The 19,221-nt window shown below is 72.4% G+C and carries 15 protein-coding genes; 8 read left to right on the top strand and 7 right to left on the bottom strand.

The annotated features are described in order from the left end of the window. Nucleotides 1-54: 54 nt before the first annotated feature. The 5 genes from Q6349_RS00285 to glgB all read left to right on the top strand — a co-directional run bounded on the left by Q6349_RS00285 (nt 55) and on the right by glgB (nt 9,095). Nucleotides 55-1,620 carry a hypothetical protein gene (locus Q6349_RS00285; RefSeq protein ID WP_304602399.1) on the top strand — a complete coding sequence of 522 codons (1,566 nt, stop codon included), beginning with the start codon at nt 55-57 and terminating at the stop codon, nt 1,618-1,620. Then, nucleotides 1,608-3,671 carry an alpha-1,4-glucan--maltose-1-phosphate maltosyltransferase gene (locus Q6349_RS00290; protein WP_304602400.1) on the top strand — a complete coding sequence of 688 codons (2,064 nt, stop codon included), beginning with the start codon at nt 1,608-1,610 and terminating at the stop codon, nt 3,669-3,671. The genes Q6349_RS00285 and Q6349_RS00290 overlap by 13 nt, the downstream gene beginning before the upstream one ends. Beyond that, on the top strand, nt 3,668-5,452 hold the full coding sequence (gene treS / locus Q6349_RS00295; protein ID WP_304602401.1) for a maltose alpha-D-glucosyltransferase: 1,785 nt from the start codon (nt 3,668-3,670) through the stop codon (nt 5,450-5,452). Before Q6349_RS00290 ends, treS begins: the two co-directional genes overlap by 4 nt. Before the next feature lie 5 nt (nt 5,453-5,457). Continuing rightward, nucleotides 5,458-6,813, top strand: a complete 1,356-nt coding sequence (locus Q6349_RS00300; RefSeq protein ID WP_304602402.1) for a phosphotransferase — start codon at nt 5,458-5,460, stop codon at nt 6,811-6,813. Nucleotides 6,814-6,875: 62 nt separating this feature from the next. Beyond that, nucleotides 6,876-9,095 carry a 1,4-alpha-glucan branching protein GlgB gene (glgB, locus tag Q6349_RS00305; RefSeq protein ID WP_304602403.1) on the top strand — a complete coding sequence of 740 codons (2,220 nt, stop codon included), beginning with the start codon at nt 6,876-6,878 and terminating at the stop codon, nt 9,093-9,095. A gap of 12 nt (nt 9,096-9,107) precedes the next feature. Here the strand turns inward: glgB and Q6349_RS00310 are convergent, their stop codons facing one another. From Q6349_RS00310 to Q6349_RS00320, 3 genes are read right to left on the bottom strand one after another with little or no spacing between them, the layout of a single operon-like run. Continuing rightward, nucleotides 9,108-10,052: a tetratricopeptide repeat protein gene (locus Q6349_RS00310; protein WP_304602404.1), complete on the bottom strand. Its 945-nt coding sequence runs from the start codon at nt 10,050-10,052 to the stop codon at nt 9,108-9,110. A 31-nt stretch (nt 10,053-10,083) separates the two neighbouring features. After that, the gene (locus tag Q6349_RS00315) at nt 10,084-11,160 is read right to left on the bottom strand and encodes a hypothetical protein (RefSeq protein WP_304602405.1); all 1,077 of its coding nucleotides are present in this window, start codon (nt 11,158-11,160) and stop codon (nt 10,084-10,086) included. Beyond that, on the bottom strand, nt 11,157-12,635 hold the full coding sequence (locus Q6349_RS00320) for a hypothetical protein (RefSeq protein WP_304602406.1): 1,479 nt from the start codon (nt 12,633-12,635) through the stop codon (nt 11,157-11,159). Before Q6349_RS00320 ends, Q6349_RS00315 begins: the two co-directional genes overlap by 4 nt. Before the next feature lie 306 nt (nt 12,636-12,941). On the opposite strand from Q6349_RS00320, the gene Q6349_RS00325 reads away from it, so the two are divergent. Beyond that, nucleotides 12,942-14,471 (top strand): hypothetical protein, encoded by a 1,530-nt coding sequence (locus Q6349_RS00325; protein ID WP_304602407.1) that lies wholly within the window; start codon nt 12,942-12,944, stop codon nt 14,469-14,471. 57 nt (nt 14,472-14,528) lie between these two features. On the opposite strand, the gene Q6349_RS00330 is transcribed toward Q6349_RS00325, so the two are convergent. The 3 genes from Q6349_RS00330 to Q6349_RS00340 are packed head-to-tail and all read right to left on the bottom strand — an operon-like array spanning nt 14,529 to nt 16,468. Then, a complete protein-coding gene (locus Q6349_RS00330) occupies nt 14,529-15,323 on the bottom strand; it encodes an alpha/beta fold hydrolase (protein ID WP_369810807.1) in 795 nt (264 codons plus the stop codon). 5 nt (nt 15,324-15,328) lie between these two features. Beyond that, the gene (locus tag Q6349_RS00335; RefSeq protein WP_171245511.1) at nt 15,329-16,108 is read right to left on the bottom strand and encodes an alpha/beta hydrolase; all 780 of its coding nucleotides are present in this window, start codon (nt 16,106-16,108) and stop codon (nt 15,329-15,331) included. A gap of 60 nt (nt 16,109-16,168) precedes the next feature. Continuing rightward, nucleotides 16,169-16,468: a hypothetical protein gene (locus tag Q6349_RS00340; protein WP_171245510.1), complete on the bottom strand. Its 300-nt coding sequence runs from the start codon at nt 16,466-16,468 to the stop codon at nt 16,169-16,171. A gap of 106 nt (nt 16,469-16,574) precedes the next feature. On the opposite strand from Q6349_RS00340, the gene Q6349_RS00345 reads away from it, so the two are divergent. Beyond that, a complete protein-coding gene (locus Q6349_RS00345) occupies nt 16,575-17,537 on the top strand; it encodes an FKBP-type peptidyl-prolyl cis-trans isomerase (RefSeq protein ID WP_304602409.1) in 963 nt (320 codons plus the stop codon). A gap of 81 nt (nt 17,538-17,618) precedes the next feature. Beyond that, nucleotides 17,619-18,116: a phosphoribosyltransferase gene (locus Q6349_RS00350; RefSeq protein WP_304602410.1), complete on the top strand. Its 498-nt coding sequence runs from the start codon at nt 17,619-17,621 to the stop codon at nt 18,114-18,116. Between the two features lie 97 nt (nt 18,117-18,213). On the opposite strand, the gene nrdF is transcribed toward Q6349_RS00350, so the two are convergent. After that, complete coding sequence (nrdF, locus tag Q6349_RS00355; protein ID WP_304602411.1) at nt 18,214-19,194, bottom strand: class 1b ribonucleoside-diphosphate reductase subunit beta; 981 nt, start codon at nt 19,192-19,194, stop codon at nt 18,214-18,216. Nucleotides 19,195-19,221 lie beyond the last annotated feature (27 nt).

Here is a 19,221-nt window from a genome sequence, read left to right on the forward strand (position 1 = left end):
GCGGGCGTCGGAGGCCTGCCGGACGATTGACGAGGCGGCGGGAGGTGCAGTCTCATGGGCGACGAGCGCGCCGATACCCACGACCGTGGAAGTGATCACGACGCCTGGTCTCGGGCCGCAAAGGTAGCAGCCGTCGTCGTCCCGGCCCTGAGCGTTCTCATCGCGGCGCTGGGCCTGTCGCTGGACTGGTGGACCTCCCGTTCGCAGTCCGAGCCGTCGGCGTCTTCGGCACCGACGGTCAGCCGCACCGGGGCCGACGTCGTGGTCCGAAATCTGTCGGTCGGGATCGGCACGGTCGACAGCAGCCTGGGCGCGGACGAGTGGACGGACGAAGGCGTCGAGGTCACGGTGACCTTCGAGAATCTCGGCGACCGGTCCGCTCTCGTCACGAGCGTCTCCGGGGACGTCCTGTACAGCGAGGCGCTCTACGTGTGCCTGGGCCAGGGAGGACGCGTCTTCGCATCCGAGTTCCCGGACCTCCCGCTGGACCCCGGCACGTTGAAGGAACCGCCCGACGACGAGGGGCGGGTGATCGGCGTCGCACGCCAGCCGCGAGACTTCGAGATCCCGGCCGGGCAGATCGAGGCGATGGGCCTGACGCTGGGCAACGGCACCAAGACCGTGCCGTACGTCTCCGTGGTCGAGCTGCGGGCGACCATCGCAGGCGACGAGGAGACGGAGGTCGACCTCGGCACTGTCGCACTCGTCTCGCCGCTGTCGCTGCTGGGCGACTACCGAGGCATGCCGTTCTGGTCGAGCTCTGCGCGTCCGTTCTGGACGCTGGACGGACCGTCCGAGATCGACGACGTCGACTGCACCTCGACGCTGCAGCAGCATGTCGACGTGCTGGAGCGCGCGGCGGCGACCCACGCGGCGAGTGTCGCCGATGCAGGCTGGCCCGAGTCGCTGGCGGAGAACTCGGTCGCCGAGGACTTCGCGGAGCTCCTCGAACGATACCGGGCCCGTTCGCAGGCCGGCATGGCGGATGCTGATGCCTCGAAGACATCGACCGCGTTCCCGGTGGCGAGCAGCGAGCGGGACGAGTGCCCGGACCCCACCAGACCGCCCGAGCTCCGGGAACAACACCGCGTGGGTTGGGACGGAGACACGGCGATCGGAATCGTCACCGGCGGATGTCGCCCTGCCTCCGACGGTCCGGGATGGGCAGAAGTCATCGAGTTCGACACCGGGCGGACGCTCCAGCGCCTGGTACCCGATCCGGAACGCCCCCTCACCGAGGCCATCGGGACGGGTCTCGCTGCTCATGGACGAGACCGACCTCTATGTCCGCGGAACGGTCCCCGCCGAGGGTTCGACCACCACCGTGTACTTTCCCTTGACGCGCGAAGAGGGCGGGTACCTGCTCGGCGACGCAGTGTGCTGGGGGTCAGCCGGCACGGTGCCGTGCGGCGAGGTGGCGACGGACTAGGACGCGTGCGAGGTCGCGGTGCAGAACGGTCGGGGGCGGGTGGGCATGCCCGTCACTCCGCCCCTCGTGCCCGATCCCTGGCGAGCGGCGGCCGTCGAGCTGCCTGGTGGTCCTCGGGAGGGCCGACTGACCGGGGTCCGGGCATGTTGGCGCGCACTCCCTTGCGTGCCTGGCTAGCGTGGGGGGCGTGACGTCGCCGAAGCCCGCCCCGCCCCAGCCCATCGGTCGCATCCCCGTGCTCGAGGTCTCCCCCGTCGTCGAGGGTGGGCGCTGGCCCGCCAAGGCGACGCCCGGTGAGGTCGTCCCGGTCGAGGCCACCGTGTTCCGCGAGGGCCACGACGCCGTCAACGCCACGGCCGTGCTGTTCACGCCGGACCGACGGCTGCACTCCTGGGCACCGATGGAGGACATCGCCCCCGGTCTGGACCGGTTCCAAGGGTTCCTGCAGCCCGACGCCACCGGGGACTGGTCCTTCCGCGTCGAGGCCTGGTCCGACCCGTACGCCACCTGGGCGCACGACGCGACCATCAAGATCCACGCCGGCCAGGACGTCGAGCTCATGCTCACCGAGGGCGCCCTGCTGTTCGAGCAGATCATCACCCCACGCCTGCAGCGCCGGCGGACCCCCGAGGAGGCGGAGCTCCTCGAGCGGGCGGCCCGCGAGCTGGCGAACACCGCACGGCCGGCCGAGGCACGGCTGGCGATGGCGACCACCCACGCGGTCCGCGACGCGCTGCGCCGGATCCCGCTGCGGAAGCTGGTGACGCCCAGCGCCACCTACCCCCTGCGGGTGGACCGCCGCCTGGCGCAGACCGGCGCCTGGTACGAGATCTTCCCCCGCTCGGAGGGTGCCACCCGGTCCCATGACGGCACCTGGCGGTCAGGCACGTTCGGCACCGCGGCCCGACGCCTGCCGGCCATCGCGGACATGGGGTTCGACGTCGTGTACCTCACGCCGATCCACCCGATCGGCACGACGTTCCGCAAGGGCCGCAACAACACCCTCGAGGCCGAGGCCGGCGACCCCGGCAGCCCGTACGCCATCGGCTCCCCCGACGGCGGCCACGACGCCATCCACCCGGACCTCGGCGACGAGCAGGACTTCAAGGCGTTCGTCGACGCGGCGCGCGGCAACGGCCTGGAGGTCGCTCTCGACCTGGCGCTGCAGTGCTCGCCGGACCACCCCTGGGTCACCGAGCACCCCGAGTGGTTCACCGTCCGGGCGGACGGCTCCATCGCCTACGCGGAGAACCCGCCGAAGAAGTACCAGGACATCTACCCGCTGAACTTCGACAACGACCCGACGGGCCTGTCCCACGAGGTCCTGCGCATCGTGCGACTGTGGATCGACCGCGGGGTGACGCTGTTCCGGGTGGACAACCCGCACACCAAGCCGCTGGACTTCTGGGAGTGGCTGCTGGCGGAGGTCCGGGCGACCGACCCGGACGTGATCTTCCTGTCGGAGGCGTTCACCAAGCCCGCGATGATGCAGACCCTGGGCCGGATCGGCTTCCACCAGTCGTACACGTACTTCACCTGGCGGAACACGGGCGAGGAGGTCACCGAGTACCTCGCCGAGGTCGCCGGTGAGCAGGGCGCCGTGATGCGCCCGGCGTTCTGGCCCACGACGCACGACATCCTGCCGCCGTACCTGCAGCACGGCGGGGTCGCCGGGTTCGCCGTCCGCGCGCTGCTCGCCGCGACGGGCAGCCCGACCTGGGGCATCTACTCCGGCTACGAGCTGGTGGAGAACGTGCCCCGCCCGGGGGTCGAGGAGCAGATCGACAACGAGAAGTACGAGTACCGGCCCCGGGACTGGTCGCAGGGCGACGACATCGGCATCGCCACCCTGCTGCGGCGGCTCAACGAGATCCGTCGCGACCACCCCGCGCTGCAGCAGCTCCGCAACGTCACGATCCACCCGACCACGAACGACCAGGTGATCGCCTACTCCCGGCGCGTGCGCGCCGAACACCTGCCGGCCGCCGGCCGGCCCGGAGCCACCCAGGACGACATCGTCCTGATGGTGGTCAACCTCGACCCCCACCACACCCAGGAGTCGACCGTGCTGCTCGACCTCGAGGCCCTCGGTCTCCGCAAGCCCGACGACGTGGAGGACCAGCCGTTCTTCACGGCCCACGACGAGCTGTCCGAGACGAGCTATCCCTGGGGCGCGCATCCGTACGTCCGTCTCGATCCCCAGGTCCAGGTCGGTCACGTGCTGAAGGTGGTGCCGGCATGAGCTCCTCGACGAGCACCGGCGGCGTGGACGTCCCTCGCCCCATCACCCGGCAGATCCCCGTCCAGGCGCTCCCGCCGCGCCGCCAGCCCGAGCCGCCGCCGCTGCCGAAGCCCGGCCTCACCGAGGACCCGGAGTGGTACCGCAAGGCGGTCTTCTACGAGGTGATGGTCCGTAGCTTCACCGACTCCGAGGGCGCCGGCTCCGGTGACCTGCGCGGCGTGATGGACCGGCTCGACTACCTGCAGTGGCTGGGCGTCGACTGCCTGTGGCTGCCGCCGTTCTACCCCTCGCCCCAGCGGGACGGCGGCTACGACGTCGCGGACTTCACCGCGATCGCCCCGCAGTACGGCACGCTGCAGGACTTCAGCCGGCTCATCGAGGCGGCCCACGCCCGGGGCATCCGGATCATCATCGACCTGGTCATGAACCACACCAGCGACCAGCACCCGTGGTTCCAGTCCTCCCGCTCGGACCCGGCGGGGCCGTACGGCGACTTCTACGTGTGGTCGGACGACGACACCGCGTACGAGGACGCCCGGATCATCTTCGTCGACACCGAGACGTCGAACTGGACGTTCGACCCGGTACGCCGGCAGTACTTCTGGCACCGGTTCTTCAGCCACCAGCCGGACCTCAACTACGAGAACCCGAAGGTCGCCGAGGCGATGTTCGACGTCGTCCGGTTCTGGCTGCGCTCGGGGGTCGACGGCTTCCGGCTCGACGCCGTGCCCTACCTGTACGAGGAGGAGGGCACCAACTGCGAGAACCTGCCGCGCACGCACGAGTTCCTGCAGCAGGTGCGCCGGATGATCGACGAGGAGTTCCCCGGGCGCATCATGCTGGCCGAGGCGAACCAGTGGCCGCAGGACGTCGTGGACTACTTCGGGACGAGCGAGGACCCCGAGTGCCACATGTGCTTCCACTTCCCGGTGATGCCGCGCATCTTCTACGCGCTGCGCGACCAGCGGGCCACCCAGCTGCTCGACATCCTGGCCGACACCCCGGAGATCCCGGCCGTCGGGGGGCAGTGGAGCACGTTCCTGCGCAACCACGACGAGCTCACCCTGGAGATGGTCTCCACCGAGGAGCGCGCCGCGATGTACGGGTGGTACGCCCAGGACCCGCGCATGCGCGCCAACGTGGGGATCCGCCGTCGGCTCGCGACGCTGCTGGACAACTCCCGCAAGGAGATCGAGCTCGCGCACGCCCTGCTGCTGTCGCTGCCGGGCAGCCCGTGCCTGTACTACGGCGACGAGATCGGCATGGGCGACAACATCTGGCTGCCGGACCGTGACGCCGTGCGCACCCCCATGCAGTGGACGCCGGACCGCAACGCCGGCTTCTCGACGGCCGACCCCGGCAAGCTGTACCTGCCGCTGAACCAGTCGCTCGTGAACCACTACCACCACATCAACGTCGAGGCCCAGCTGCACCAGCCCACGTCGTTGCTGCACTGGGTGCACGGCATGCTCGGCGTGCGCCGCCTGCACCCCACCTTCGGCACGGGGACGTTCACCGCCTGCGAGGTCGACGACGAGGCGATCCTCGCCTTCGTCCGCTCCGACGACGAACAGCTCGTCGTGGCGGCCAACCTGTCCACGACCGCCCGCTCGGCCACGATCTCACTGCCGGGGATGGAGGGCTGGTCGCTGACCGACCTGTTCGGCGGCGGACGCTTCCCCGAGGTGTCGGACGACGGCACGGTGCGGCTCTCCTGGGGCTCGCGCGACTTCTACTGGCTCATCGCCACACCACCGGACCAGCACGACGACGAGGGGTAGACCAGATGATCGACGTCTCCGTCCAGCACGCAGCACCCGACCCGAGCGTCGGCGACCTGCTCGCGGCCTGGCTCCCGACGCAACGCTGGTTCCCCGGCGGGGCGTCGGTCCAGGCCGAGCCCTGGTTGGCGGTGACGTTCGACCAGGAGGAGGTCGACCTCGCACCCCCGGAGGGTGCGCACGGCGACGTCGTGCTGCTGCTCACGCGGCTCCGCGGCCCGGAGCTGCCCGGCGGGGAGGTCGTGGCGCAGGTCCCGCTCGTGCTCAGCGACCCGGAGGACGTCAGTCTCGGCCACATCGGGACCGTGGAGACCGCCACGGGCGAGGTGGCGGTGCACGACGGCGGGGCGAACCCGGCGTGCTGGGTCGCGCTGCTGCGCGCGATGGGCGTGGCGGGCGACCCCACCACCCTCACCGAGCGCGGCCGGGTGCTGGCCGGCGAGCAGTCGAACACCTCGGTGATCCTGCCCGGCGTGCCGTCGCCCTCGGGCGCCGGCGGGATGCTGAAGATCCTGCGCACCATCGCCGACGGCCCGCACCCGGACGTCGTCGTCCCCCAGGCCCTGACGGCCGACGGCTGGGAGGGCGTGCCGCGGTTCCTCGGCGCCCTCGAGATCGACACCGACGACGGCGCCGTGCACCTGGCGATCCTGTCCGAGCTGGTGCCCCACGCCGAGGACGGTTTCGAGATGGCGTGCGACGTCGCCAGCCGCGGTGAGCCGTTCGTCGAGCAGGCCGACGCGCTGGGCCGGCTGGTGGCGGAGCTGCACCAGCGCATGGCGACGCTGCTGCCGACCGGGCCGCCGCTGGACGCCGCACGGTTCGTGGCCGGGCTGCGCCGCCGCGCGGACCGCGCCGTCGCCGAGGCCGAGGTGCTCGCGCCGCGGGCGGCCGAGGTGACGGGTCTGCTGGACGATCTCGAGCGTCGGCTCGCCGCTCTGCCGGAACCCGTGACGACCCAGCGGATCCACGGTGACCTGCACCTCGGCCAGACCCTGTTCAGCGAGGGCTGGAAGGTGCTCGACTTCGAGGGCGAGCCCCAGCGCTCGGTCGACGAGCGCACGGCGCCCGACCTGCCGCTGCGCGACGTGGCGGGGATGCTGCGCTCCTTCGACTACGCCGCCGCGGTGGGCGAGGCCCCCGAACCCGCGAGCTGGCAGGCCGAGGCGGCGGACGCCTTCCTGGCCGGCTACCGCAAGACCGTGGTGGACCACGCGGGCATGGACGAGGACACCGCGGCGGTCGTGCTCGACGCCCTGGTGCTCGACAAGGCCCTGTACGAGGTGGTGTACGAGTCGCACCACCGCCCGACGTGGCTGCCCATCCCCCTCGGCGCCGTCGACCGGCTGCTGCGGGACTGACCGCCGGTGACGCGTGCGTGTTGCGGACGCGGCCCGGAGAAGGACGTGGAAAGGTGGACGACATGACGCCCGTGCCAGCAGCTGTCGACCCGGAACTCCTCACCGCCGTCGCGCGCGGCACGACCCACGACCCGCACTCCGTGCTGGGCGCGCATCTGCTGCCCGCCGAGGCGGGCGGTGCCCCCGCCGCCGTCGTGCGCGTGCTGCGACCCCTCGCCGACGAGGTCGTGGTGCTCACGGTGGGCCCCGACGGGGAGGAGGAGCACCCGGCGACGCACGAGGCGGGCGGCGTGTGGAGCGCCGTGGTGCCGGCACCGACCGACGACGACGGGACCCGGCACGCCCCCGACTACCGGGTGCGCACCCGCTACGCCGACGACGTGCACACGGCCGACGACCCGTACCGGTTCCTGCCCTCCCTCGGCGAGGTCGACCTGCACCTCGTCGGCGAGGGCCGGCACGAGGAGCTGTGGAAGGTCCTCGGGGCGAACCGTCACGTCTACCCGAGCGCGCGCGGTGACGTCGTCGGGACGTCCTTCGCCGTGTGGGCGCCGAACGCCCGGGGTGTCCGCCTCGTCGGGGACCACAACCGCTGGACGGGCATCCACCCGATGCGCTCCCTCGGCTCCAGCGGCGTGTGGGAGATCTTCGTGCCCGACGTCGGGCCGGGGACGCGGTACAAGTACGAGATCTGCGGCCCGGACGGGATCTGGCGGGCCAAGGCCGACCCGCTGGCCAAGGGCACCGAGGTGCCGCCCGCCACCGCCTCGGTCGTCGTGCACAGCGACCACACCTGGCAGGACGACGCCTGGATGGAGCAGCGTGCGTCCCGGGACCAGCACGGCGGACCGATCAGCGTCTACGAGGTCCATCTCGGCTCCTGGCGTCCCGGCCTGGGGTACCGCGAGCTGGCCGAGCAGCTCACCGACTACGTCGTCGAGCAGGGGTTCACGCACGTGGAGCTGATGCCGGTCGCCGAGCACCCCTTCGGCGGGTCGTGGGGCTACCAGGTCACCAGCTACTACGCACCGACGTCCCGGTTCGGCAGCCCCGACGACTTCCGGTATCTGGTCGACCGGCTGCACCAGGCCGGCGTGGGCGTCATCCTCGACTGGGTGCCCGCCCACTTCCCCCGGGACGAGTTCGCCCTGGCGCGGTTCGACGGCACCCCGCTGTACGAGCACGCCGACCCCCGCCGCGGCGAGCAGCCGGACTGGGGCACCTACGTGTTCGACTTCGGCCGCCGGGAGGTGCGCAACTTCCTCGTCGCGAACGCCACCTACTGGTTCGAGGAGTTTCACGCCGACGGCCTGCGCGTCGACGCCGTCGCGTCGATGCTCTACCTCGACTACTCCCGCAACGAGGGCGAGTGGACCCCCAACGTCCACGGCGGACGGGAGAACCTCGAGGCCATCAGCTTCCTGCAGGAGGCCAACGCCACGGCCTACCGGCGCTCCCCCGGCGTGCTGATGATCGCCGAGGAGTCCACCGCCTTCCCGGGGGTCACCCGACCGACGGACGCGGGCGGCCTCGGGTTCGGCCTGAAGTGGAACATGGGCTGGATGAACGACACCCTGCAGTACGTCTCCAAGGACCCGATGTACCGCAGCCACCACCACGGCGAGCTGACCTTCTCGCTGGTCTACGCGTTCTCGGAGCAGTACGTCCTGCCGATCAGCCACGACGAGGTCGTGCACGGCAAGGGCTCGCTGCTGCGCAAGATGCCCGGCGACCGGTGGCAGCAGCTGGCCGGCGTGCGCTCGTTCCTCGCCTACCAGTGGACCCACCCGGGCAAGCAGCTGCTCTTCATGGGCTGCGAGTTCGCCCAGGAGGCCGAGTGGAGCGAGGGAGCCGGTCTGGACTGGTGGAGCCTGGAGGACGCCGGCAACGCGGGCGTGCAGCACCTCGTCCGCGACCTCAACGGGCTGTACCGGGCGACGCCGGCCCTGTGGGAACGTGACTTCGACGGTTCCGGGTTCGAGTGGATCGAGGGCGGGGACGCCGCCCGCAACCTGGTCGCCTACGTCCGCCGTGCGGCGGACGGCTCGCCGGTGGTCGTGGTGGTCAACTTCGCGGGCGTGCCGCACGAGGACTACCGGCTGGGGCTCCCCCACGGTGGTGCCTGGTCCGAGGCCCTCAACACCGACGCTCCCCGCTACGGCGGTTCCGGCGTCGTCAACGAGGGTGACGTCGTGGCCGAGGACGTCCCGTGGCAGGGGCGCGAGCACTCGGCGACGGTGCGGGTCCCCCCGCTCGGCGCCCTGGTGCTCACGCCCCGCTGACCACGGCGGGCGTCAGTACAGGTACATCATCATCTTCTTGCGGGCCTTGACCACGCGGGAGTCGGACGTGCCCACGACCTCGAACAGGTCGACGAGCCGCGCCCGCAGCTTCTCCTTGCCCTCGGCGTCGGCCGTCGGCATGAGCTGCAGGAGGCGGTCGAACGCGTCGTCCACCTTGCCGCCGAGCATGTCCATGTCGGCCACGGCCAGCTGGGCCTCGACGTCCGCCGGGGCGTCCGCCGCCGCGGTGCGCACCTGCTGCAGGTCGGCACCGCGGGTGCGCTGCATCAGACGCACCTGGGCCAGGCCGGCCACGGCCTGGGCGTCGGTGGGGTCCTGCGTGATCGCGCGGGAGTAGGCGGTCTCCGCCGCCTCGAGGTCGTCACGCTCGATGGCGTCGTACGCCTCCTGGTGCAGCGGGGGCAACGGCTCCTCCGGCTCCTCGGCCGGCTCGTCGGACTCCTCGGCCCCGCCCGGGGCGGGAACCCGGCCCGTCACGCCGTTCTGCTCGGCGGCCGCCAGGACCTGGTCCAGCACGCCGCGGATCTGCTCCTCCGAGGCCGTCCCCGCGAACAGCGGGAGCGGCTGACCCTGCAGCACGGCGACGACGGTGGGAACGCCCTGCGGCTGGAACGCCGAGGCGATCTGCGGGTACGCGTTGGCGTCGACGCGACCCAGCAGGAACCGGCCGGCGTACTCGTCGGCGAGCCGGCCCAAGGTGGCGCCGAGGTCCGCGTTGGCCTGGTCCGTGGGCATCCACAGCAGGATCACGACCGGGTACGTCGTCGAGTCCTGCACGACCTGCTGGAAGTTCGCGTCCGTCACGTCGACGACGTACCCGCCGGCCGTCGGGGCGCCTCCCGGCTCCCCCGGAGGCGGGGACTGGGGCCGGTTGAGGGCCGACAGGTCGACGGCGCCGCGCGGGCTGAAGCTCGGCTCGGGCGTGGGAGTGCTCATGGGCACATCCTACGAAGTCTGCGCCGACGTCTCAGCCGTCGTCCTTCTTCCGGTCGGTGTTGCGTTCGCCCGGGATGTCGTTGGCGGCAGCCGTGGACACGTGCGAGTACCCCAGCGGGCGGATCGGCTCCTCGGACCCGGCCGGCGGCACGTAGAGGGCGACCTGGTCGGTGTACTCCACGTAGAGCTGGTCGGTGTTGTCGGCGTCGCCCATCAGCGTCTTCTGGGAGGGCGTCAGCGGACCGATCTCGCCGTCCTCCTCGACCGTGACCCGGATGTTGCCGTCGAGCGCACCCATGACCACCGCACCGCCGTCGGACGTGCGCACCGCGACGACCTGGTCGTCCCGGGAGGCGAACGCGATCTTGTACTCGCCGTCCGCCTCCTTGAAGGCGTCCGCACCGCGCACGCTGCTGGCGTCCTTCTGGACCCGCTTGACGAGGTCCGTGCTCTCGCCCGGCAGCTCGAACGCGCCGGCGTGCTCGGAGTCGTCCGGCCCCTTGGCCACGAGGTCCGCGTACTGCGAGAGCGCCTGTCGCGGGGTGGCCCGCAGCGAGTCGTCGTCCGCCGCCACGGCGTCGGAGCCGATCGCCTCGGGGTCGGCGAAGTTCGGCAGCGTCGTGCCGGGGATGAGCTGCACCCACGACCACAGCTTGTAGTTGTCGCGGGCCGAGTCCTGCTGGTAGGCGACCAGGCGCGGCACCTCGAGGTTCTCGGTCGGCTGCGTGATGGTGAAGCTCACCCGGGGCCACGACTCGGTCGTGGGCAGGATCATCGCCTCGAGCTCGGTCGGGATCCTCGTGACGAGCGAGTCGTCACCGCTCTTCTTCGCGACCTCGATCTGGGTGCGGCGCACCTCCAGCGCCGGGCCCTCCACGCGGGGGCGCAGCTGGTCGGGCTTCTCGTTCTCGCTGGCCTTCGTCAGCGACCCGGCGACCTCCTCGACCACGCGGGTCTGCTGCGCCGCGGTCAGCGCCGGTCCGGCGACGGGCTCGTCCGGCTCCGGGGTCGGCAGCTCCTCGGCGCATCCGGCCAGCAGGACGACGGTGGTCGCCACACCGGCGACGGTCGCGCGCCGGCGCCCCGGCCGGCGGGTGGAGTCCTTCATCGCTTGTCCTCGTCACTCGTGTCGTCGTCGCTCGTCGGCGTGCCGGCGGCGGTCGTCCCGCCGAAACCCCAGGTCTCCCGCCAGGCGGAGGCCCTGCGGTCCGCGGCGGACTGCGCGGCGCCGGGGTCCGCGGCCGACGGCGAGGAGGTTCCTCCGGGGCGCGGCACCACGGGGGTCTGGCCCGTCAGGGCGCGCAGGGCGCGGCCCATGCCGCCCATGCCGGACTGCTCGGCGGCCTTGCGCTCCTCCTCGCGACGGCGCAGCTCACGTCGCGTGAGCGGCCGCGCGGCCGTGTCGTCCGACCCGGCGGTGTCCGCCGACGACGCGGGAGCGGTGGGAAGCGCCGGCGCGGGAGCGGGCACCGGCGCGCCGCCGGCGGACGGCTCCGGTGCCGGGACGGGGGCGTCCCGGGCGTCGGCCGGGTCGGCGTCGCGACGCAGGCGCGTGCGGCGCCGGAAGCGCCCGGCGACCGGCACCTGGTCGGTGCCGCCGGCCGCGTCCCGCGGGTCGGTGCCCTGCGTCGGCGCGTCCTCCGCGGCCGCGGTCGTGCCGTCGTCGTGCGGGGCGTTCGGTGACGCGGCCGCCGCGCCGGGCCAGGTCCCGCCGGAGCGGGCCGTCGCCGCGCCCGCGCCCGCGCCGACGGCCGGCCCGAACGGGGAGGCGCCGGACGGGGAGGTGCCGGACGGCGTGCCGGTCCCGGGGGACGTCGTGCCGCTCGAGGAGACCGTGGTCGACGCCGCGCCGGCGGTGCGGCGCTTGCGGCTCCGGGTCGTGCGCCGCGACATGGCCAGCAGCACCAGGCCGATGATCAGGAGCACACCACCGACACCGACGGCGGGCCACAGCAGCGGTGTCGAGACGTCGCGGTCCCAGGTCAGCTCGAGCGTCGGTGCCTCGGCCGGAGCCGCCTCGTCGGCTTCCGCCGCCTCGGCGTCCTCACCCTCGGACTCCTCGGCGGGGGCGGCACCGGTCGCCGCGGCAAGCAGGACCCAGCGGCCCGGACGGTCGGTCCAGCGCAGGCTCACCTGCTCGGCGTCGACGAGCTCGGTGTCCCACATGTCGGAACCTGCGGGGTTCGGCGGCGGTTCGGCCTCCGCACCCTCCTCGCCGTCCTCCGAGGACTCGGCCTCCTCGTCCGCGGCACCGGCGACCTGCTCGGTGGAGAGGGTCTCCCAGTCGCTCAGCCCGGTGACCCGGGTGTACGCGTCCTCACCGAGCCACCCCGCGACGTCGACCTCGCGGCCCACCACCACGGCGACCTCCTGCCCCTCGGGCACGGAGGCCGTGACGGTGACCTCGGAGTCGACCAACCCGAGCACACCCGGGTCGGTGACGACGAGCGTGCCGTCACCGGCGGGTCGAGCCGTGGCGACGACGGAGTCGGACTCGCGCAGGACGGTCGCGGTCGCGACCCCGAACGCGATGGCTCCCAGTCCGGCAAGGACCAGGACGACACCCAGAATGCGTTGCAGCACCGAGCTTCCCTTTCGACGTGGACACCTCAGGATAAGGACGCGCGAGCAGCGGCCGGACGCCGGGTGGCGTTCGGCCGCATCGGTTCACGAACCCTTCACGAGTCCGGTACCAGCATCCTCGACCCTCCCACGCCTCGACCACCGACAACACCCGGACGGGGCCGCGCAGGTGCCGGGGCGGCACGTCCCAGCGCCGTACCTCACCCGCCCACGGGTGTCGGTGGGCCTCCCGGGCCACTATTCTGATCGGTGCCTTCCCCTACTCTCAGCGGTGCCGGGGCACCCACGACGTCCGGAGGTCCTCCCGTGTCCGACGAGCGCACGCTCTTCCCGATCACCATGCGTGGATACGACCGCGCGGCCGTGGAGAGCCAGATCTCCCGTCTCGAGCAGGCCCTGGAGGAGGCACGCCGCAACGTCGAGGCCACCGACTCGCGGGCGATGCAGCTGTCCTCCGAGCTGGCCGACGCCCACCGGCAGCTCCGCGAGAGCGACAAACCGTCGTACGCGGGCCTCGGCGCCCGTGCCGAACGGCTGCTCCGCTCGGCGGACGAGCAGGCGGCCGAGGTGCTGACGCAGGCGAACCAGCAGGCCTCCGACATCATGGCCCGCGCGAAGCTCGCCGCGGGCCAGGTGCGCCAGCGGGCGGAGTCCGAGGCCTCCGAGCTGCTGTCCAGCGCGCGCCGCGAGGCCGAGGAGATCCGCTCGACGACGGCCGCGGAGGCCGAGGGCGCGCTGCAGGGGGCCCAGCGTCGCGCGGAGGAGCTCGTCGGGTCGGCCGAACGCGAGGCCGCGCTGATCACCAGCAGCCTGACCACCGAGGAGAACGAGCGCCGCGCCGGCCTCGAGCACGAGATCGGCACGCTGCGCACGACGGCGGAGCGGGAGGTCACCGAGGCGCGCGTGCAGGCGGACCGGGAGATCGCTCAGCTCCGGGCCTCCGCCGCCGCCGAGTCGGCCGCCCTGCGCGAGGAGGCCGAGCGCGAGGCCAACGACCTCATGGAACGCACCCGCAACGAGGCCGCCCGCATCGTGGCCGAGGCCAAGCACCAGGCGGCCGAGTCCGCCAACTCCGTCACCTCCGAGCTCGAGGACCTGCGCGAGCAGGCGCGGACGACGCTCGCCGACGCCGAGCTGCAGGCCGCGCAGACCCGCGAGCGCGTCGAGACCGAGGCGGCGCAGCGGCACGACGCCGCACGCACCGAGATCGAGCGCATCGTGCGCGAGGCGGAGGAGCACGCGGCGGAGGCGGAGAAGCGGGTGGCCGCGGCCCTGCAGCAGGCCGACAAGGTCCGGTCCGAGTCGGACGCCTACGTCAAGGAGCTGGTGGCGGACGCCCGCCGGACGGCCGACTCGATCGTGTCCGAGGCGCGGACCTTCGCCGAGCAGACGATGTCCGACGCCCAGGCGGAGGCCGACCAGAACCGGACCGCCGCCGAGCGCCAGCTCGAGGACCTCACCCGCCGCCACGACTCGATCAACTCCTACCTCGAGGAGCTGCGGGGCCTGCTCGGCACGGAGAAGGCCCGGGAGGTCGCCGCCGAGGCACCGGCCGACGAGCCCGTCGAGGAGCCCGTCGAGGAGCCCGTCGTGTCTCCTGCCGCCTCCTCCGCGGAGTCCCCCGCGGAGCCCGCGGCGGAGGAGCCCGCAGCCCCTGTCGTGGAGGCCGAGGAGGACGAGGAGCCGGCCGAGGAGGACAGCTACTCCCGGGACCTGACCCCGGCCCAGCGCGCCCGCTTCGCGTCCACGCAGTCGGCCGACCCGGGCAGCGCATCGTCGGCTCCCGCGCCCGGCGACTCCCCCGCCGCCGAGAGCTCCGCGCCGTCCCGGAACTGACCGGACCGTCGAGGGGCCGTCGCCGTGGCGACGGCCCCTCGGTGTCTCCGGGGCGGCTCAGAGCTGGGCGACGACCCGCTCCTGCAGCGCGGCGAGAGCGCGCGCCACGGCGGCGGGCTCCTCGATCGTGCTCAGGTGCGCGGCGTTCGCCACCACGTGCAGCGTCGCGTCCGACGCCGCGTCCACCATGTGCTTGGCCTCGTCGATCGGCGTGATCGAGTCCTCGGCACCGACGACGACGGCGACGGGACCGGGGAACCGGTGCAGCACGTCCGTCCGGTCCGGCCGGGCCGCCATCGCCCGCTGCGCCCACGCGACCGCGGACGGGGACTGGGAGCGGATCCAGTCGTAGACCGTCGGGTAGAGGCTGCGCCGCTCCATCTGGCTGGTCGGCCCGAGCAGCTTGTCCGGCATCCCCATGACCGCGTCCAGCGTCTGGGAGTCGGCCACCGTCCGCGCGGCGGCCAGCCGTCCGGCCCGCGCCTCGTCGGTGTCGGCCGTGGACTTGGTGTCCACCAGCCCGAGCCCCTGGACGATCTCCGGGTGGCGCTCGGCGAGCGCGAGGGCGACGTAGCCGCCCATCGACATGCCGACCACGGCGCCGTTGCCCTCCCCCGCCGCGCGCAGCGCCGCGTGCACGGCGTCCGCGGCCGCCTCGAGCGTGGGCGGGAGCTGACCCAGGTCGCTGTGGCCGAAGCCGGGAAGGTCCACGGCGACCACCCGCAGGCCGGGCGGCAGCTCCGCGACGACCGGGTTCCACATCCGGTGGTCCAGGGGGAAGCCGTGGAGGAGTACCAGCGGGACGCCCGCCCCGTCGTGCAGGACGTGCGTCGCCAGGGTCGAGGGCGTCATGGTCGTCATCCTCTCGTCGGAGCGTTGCGGAGGTCCGAGGCGTGCTCGACCTCTCCGTCGTAGTGGGTCGGCAGCGGCGCGTGCCCGGGCAGCACGTGCTGGACGATCTCGTCGAGCACCCGGCGGACGGCGGGCTCGCCCACCCACAGGTGCTTGGCGCCGTCGACGCCGATCACCTCGGCCTGCGGCACCCGGGCGAAACGCTCGCGCGCCTCGGCGGGCTGCAGGTAGTCGTCGTGCTCGGGCACCAGCACGACGAGCGGCTTGCCGAACTCGGCCCAGCGGTCCAGGTCCTCGTCCGTGGCGCGGTGCAGCGGGGGCGAGAGCAGGACGGCCCCCTCGATGCTCGGGTCGGCCCCGTGCCGCAGGACGAGCTCGGTCCCGAAGCTCCAGCCGACCAGCCAGGGGCGGGGCAGCTCGCGGAACTCGGCGAGCTCGAGGGCCGCCGCCACGTCGTACCGCTCGGCGTCGCCGCCGTCGAAGGCGCCCTCGGACGTACCCCGCGGCGACGAGGTGCCCCGGGTGTTGAACCGGAGCACCGCGAGGTCGGCCAGCTCGGGCAGGCGCCACGCGGCCTTGCGGTACACGTGGGAGTCCATGTATCCGCCGTGGGTGGGCAGCGGGTGGAAGGTCAGCAGCGTCGCCACCGGGTCGCGGCCCTGCGGCTGGGCGAGCTCACCGACGAGCGTCAGCCCGTCCGCGGTGTGCAGGTCGACGTCCTCCCGACGGGCGGGCAGGACGGTCATCGAGCGGATCTGGTGGCCGGTGGCGGTGTCCTCGTTCATCACTGACCAGCCTAGTTCGCGCCCGATCTCCTGCCCGCCGGACGCGCGCGTCCTGCGACGTCAGAGCAGACGTCGGCGCCGCTGCCAGCAGGACGCGTGCCAGTGCCGGCGGTCCTCGAGGCCGGCCGCCTCACCACCCCACGCGTCACGCTGCCACGCGACCACGTGGGGCGTCCCGGGCGGGATGGTCTGGCGGCAGGCGGGACACGTGTAGGCCTTGTCGCCGCCCGTCACCCGCCGTACCGTCCACTCGCCGTCGTCGGCGCTCTCGTGCCGGATGCCGCCGAGCGCTCGGTCCATGTCGAGGGGCTGGTGCTCGGCACCCCAGGGACGCTTGCGGGAGGGTCGACGTGACGGCATGTCCCCATTGTGGCGTGCGGGGGGAGGAACCACCGGCCGGGCCGGGCCGTTAGAGTGTTCGGGGTCCGTCGACCGGACGAACCACCCCGCGACCGAAGGACTACTCGTGAAGCTCCGTACCCCCGCAGCCCTCGGCGTCGCGCTCGCCGCCGCCCTCGTGCTGGGTGGCTGCAGCGACGACGCCGACGCCCCCGACAGCACGGAGCCGTCGGCACCCTCGTCGGCCTCCGCCGACTCCACCGCGCAGGCCGAGCCGACCGAGGAGGACATCGCCGCCGTCGAGTCGATCGAGGTCACGGGCGAGCCGGGCTCCGAACCGGAGCTCTCCTTCGACGACATCGAGGTCTCCGTCCCGACGCACCGCGTGGTGGACGAGGGTGACGGGACCGAGATCAGCGAGGGCATGAAGCTCACCATCCACTACGTGACCTACGACGCCACGGGCCAGAAGATGAACTCGACCTGGGAGGTCGACTCCCCGCAGAGCATCGTCCTCGGCGAGCAGTCCGACCTGCTCATCTCGCCGCTCGAGGGCCAGTCGGTCGGCACCCGCTTCCTGCTGGCGAACCCGATCGCCGACCAGCAGGGCGAGCCGACGACCGCGGTGAACCTCATCGAGGTCGTCGACGCCTACGAGATCCCGGAGCGCGCCGAGGGAGAGGCCGTCGAGCCCGAGGAGGGTCTGCCCACCGTCACGCTGGGCGAGGACGGCGCCCCGTCCGTCGAGATCCCGGACGGCTACGAGGCCCCGGACGAGCTCGTCGCCCAGACCCTCATCCGCGGGGACGGCGAGGAGGTCTCGCCCGAGCAGACCGTGACCGCGCACTACACCGGCTGGACCCTGGACGGCGAGGTCTTCGACTCGTCCTGGGAGCGGGGCGAGCCCTCGGCGTTCTCGCTGCAGCAGGTGATCCCGGGCTGGACGGACGGCATCTCCGGCCAGACCGTCGGCAGCCAGGTGCTCCTCGTCATCCCGGCCGACCAGGCCTACGGCGCCGAGGCCGTCGAGGGCAACCCGCTGGCGGGCGAGGACCTGGTCTTCGTCGTCGACATCCTCGACGTGGAGTGATGCGGGCTCCGCACCGGACCTGACCCCCGCGACGGCGGGCCACCTGCACGGGTGGCCCGCCGTCGTCGTAGTGTCGGAGCCATGGACACCACCGACCGCGAGGTGCTGACCTGGTCCGACTTCGGCGACGGGGTGCGCCGGCTCGCCGAGCAGGTGGTGGCGAGCGGTTTCCGTCCCGAGGTCGTCGTCGCGATCGCCCGCGGTGGGTTGATCCCCGGCGGAGCCGTGGCCTACGCCCTCGGGACGAAGGGCGTCGGGACGATGAACGTCGAGTTCTACACCGACGTCGGGCGGACCCTCGACGACCCACGCGTCCTGCCGCCGCTCATGGACACCGCGGAGCTGCCGGGTTCGCGGGTGCTCGTCGTGGACGACGTCGCGGACTCCGGCCGGACGCTGGACCTCGTGATGCGTCTGGTCCGGGAGAAGGGCGCCGAGGCGCGTGCTGCCGTGCTCTACACGAAGCCGCGGTCGGTGTACCGGCCGGAGTACACCTGGCGCGAGACCGACCGCTGGATCACGTTCCCCTGGTCGGCCGAACCTCCGGTGGCCGGCGCGGACGACCGGGGGCACGCCTGACACCGGAGGGGTCACCGGCGGGGCACCCCGGACGCGCGAGGGCCCGGCGACGGCCGATGCCGTCGCCGGGCCCTCGTCACGAGCACCTCGGAGCGGGTCAGAAGTCCCAGTCGTCGTCGGTGGTCTCGACCGCCTTGCCGATCACGTACGACGAGCCGGAACCCGAGAAGAAGTCGTGGTTCTCGTCCGCGTTCGGGCTCAGCGCCGCGAGGATCGCCGGGTTGACGTCGGTCTCGTCCTTCGGGAAGAGCCCCTCGTAGCCGAGGTTCATCAGCGCCTTGTTGGCGTTGTACCGCAGGAACTTCTTGACGTCCTCGGTCAGCCCCAGCTCCCCGTAGAGCGACTCGGTGTACGCGACCTCGTTCTCGTACAGCTCGAAGAGCAGGTCGAAGGTGTAGGCCTTCATCTCGTCCTGCTCGGCCGGCGAGAGCTTCGCCAGCCCCTTCTGGAACTTGTAGCCGATGTAGTACCCGTGCACGGCCTCGTCGCGGATGATGAGGCGGATGAGGTCGGCCGTGTTCGTCAGCTTGGCCCGGCTCGACCAGTACATCGGGGCGTAGAAGCCGGAGTAGAACAGGAACGACTCGAGCATCGTCGAGGCGACCTTGCGCTTGAGCGGGTCGTCGCCCCGGTAGTACTCCAGGACGATCTCGGCCTTGCGCTGCAGGTGCGGGTTCTGCTCGGACCAGGCGAACGCGTCGTCGATCTCCTTGGTGGAGATCAGCGTGGAGAAGATCGACGAGTAGCTCTTGGCGTGCACCGACTCCATGAACGCGATGTTGGTGTACACCGCCTCCTCGTGCGGCGTCAGCGCGTCCGGGATGAGCGAGACCGCACCGACGGTGCCCTGGATGGTGTCGAGCAGCGTCAGCCCGGTGAACACCCGGGTCGTCATGAGCTTCTCGGCCTCGGACAGGGTGTGCCACGACTGGATGTCGTTGGACACCGGCACCTTCTCCGGCAGCCAGAAGTTGCCGACCAGGCGGTCCCAGACCTCGAGGTCCTTCTCGTCCTGCAGACGGTTCCAGTTGATCGCGGTGACGCGGTCGATGAGCTTGAGCTGACCGGTGGGTGACATGGCGGGTTCCTTCGGGGCGTGGGTCGA

Source organism: Isoptericola sp. 178, from assembly GCF_030586525.1.
Classification (GTDB): Bacteria; Actinomycetota; Actinomycetes; order Actinomycetales; family Cellulomonadaceae; genus Isoptericola; species Isoptericola sediminis.